Annotated in this window: 3 protein-coding genes; 2 read left to right on the top strand and 1 reads right to left on the bottom strand. The window is 55.0% G+C overall.

Annotation, left to right across the window (positions count from 1 at the left end; translation table 11 throughout):
- Positions 1-344, top strand: a 344-nt coding sequence (locus Q1B13_RS26765; RefSeq protein WP_299085929.1) for a DUF736 family protein, incomplete at its 5' end; no start/stop codon positions are given.
- Positions 345-418: 74 nt separating this feature from the next.
- A complete protein-coding gene (locus Q1B13_RS26760) occupies positions 419-712 on the top strand; it encodes a hypothetical protein (protein ID WP_299085930.1) in 294 nt (97 codons plus the stop codon).
- 87 nt (positions 713-799) lie between these two features.
- On the opposite strand, the gene Q1B13_RS26755 is transcribed toward Q1B13_RS26760, so the two are convergent.
- Entirely contained in the window at positions 800-1,168 is a 369-nt protein-coding gene (locus tag Q1B13_RS26755; protein WP_299085932.1) for a hypothetical protein, read from the bottom strand.
- Positions 1,169-1,411: the final 243 nt, after the last annotated feature.

Genomic DNA, 1,411 nt, shown 5'->3' with positions numbered 1-1,411 from the left:
CTGGAGACAAGACTATGATTGATGGCAAACTGACCCGTATGGACGCAGACGACGCATTTGCAGGCGAGATCGCTTCGGTGGCCTTCGACTTCCCGTTCACCATGGTTCCCAATACGCACAAGCGCAAGGACAGCCACCCCGATTACGTGATCGAGGCCCTCACGCCGAAAAACCGTGCCATTCGCATTGGTTCGGCCTGGGCATCCCAAAGTCGAGCCGGCAACGACTACTTTTCGCTGGCATTGAACCTGCAACAGGGCGTGGTGCGTGCGAATGCGGTCAAAGATGAGGAAACCGGCGCAGGCGAATACCGGATCATCCCGCTGATGCCCGTAACCGCCTGATTTCGATCCCCGATCAAGGGCTGCAGGCGCCACGCCTGCAGCTCTCCTAAACTCTTCAACAAGAGGCACGACCAATGTCGAACCCCCTTTTGCCGAACGTCACCTTCATCTTTCTGTCCGATCCCGGTCACAGCTGGCTTATTGTTGCGCCCCAGTGGATCGGGACCGTCGGGTTGAACCTTGGCTCCTTCAGCCCCTTTAGCTACGTCGGTGGCGATGGCACTCTCGCGCTCGAGGAAGACAGCGATGCGCCTGTTTTCCTGAAGGCCTACGAACGCAACTTCGGGAAGACCTGTAAGATCAACGATGTCTTCGAGCCCCGTGCCCAGGTGCGGGATTGGGAGCGCCTTCAGATGATGGCCGCGTGAATATCTTCCCCGGCCTTATGGCCGGGTATTTTCCGGGGGATTAGATCGCGTATAGGAGTTGTCGCTTCACTATCGACCTTTGGCCAATCACTCAAAAAAGTCTTTTCGAATATTCCGAAACAACTGAATGAGCGCGCAAGCGCTGATACAGATGCCACCAATAATAAACCAGGGCAGCACCACAAACGCGACTGTGTAGCCAGAAAAGACCAGACCATTTATGGAATCGCTTACATCAAATCCATAAACAACGCAGTCTATCGGAGCGCGGGCGCTGGGATGACAGCCACCCAGCTTCGCAACATAGAACCAAATCCGCATTGAAATAAGGACTCCAGCAGGCACACTGATCCAGATGGAAATACCAATAATCCACTTTCTAAGGGTCCGGTTTGAAACTGCCCAAGCAACGCAAACACCCACCAGAATGACAACTAATGCAATTGCAAGATCCATCTAAGAGACGCTCGCTAAAGTAAAATGAACTTGGCAGCGCTATTGCATCTTGCCAGAACCCGCAATGGTAACTTCACCCGACGCCGCTAACATCGGCCTGCAAAACCGATAATCCAGACACTTTTCGAAGGCCGGTCTGAGTGTCCTGTTGATCCACGGCACCGCCGGCGCCGCGGACAACAGGACCGGCGCTGCCGCGCGGGCGGCCGTAAAAACGGCCAGCGCTAGCGTCGTATTGGGCAC

Source organism: uncultured Ruegeria sp. (assembly GCF_947489545.1).
Classification (GTDB): domain Bacteria; phylum Pseudomonadota; class Alphaproteobacteria; order Rhodobacterales; family Rhodobacteraceae; genus Ruegeria.
Note: the sequence above shows the minus strand (reverse complement) of the source record. Positions and strands in the feature narration are given on the sequence as shown.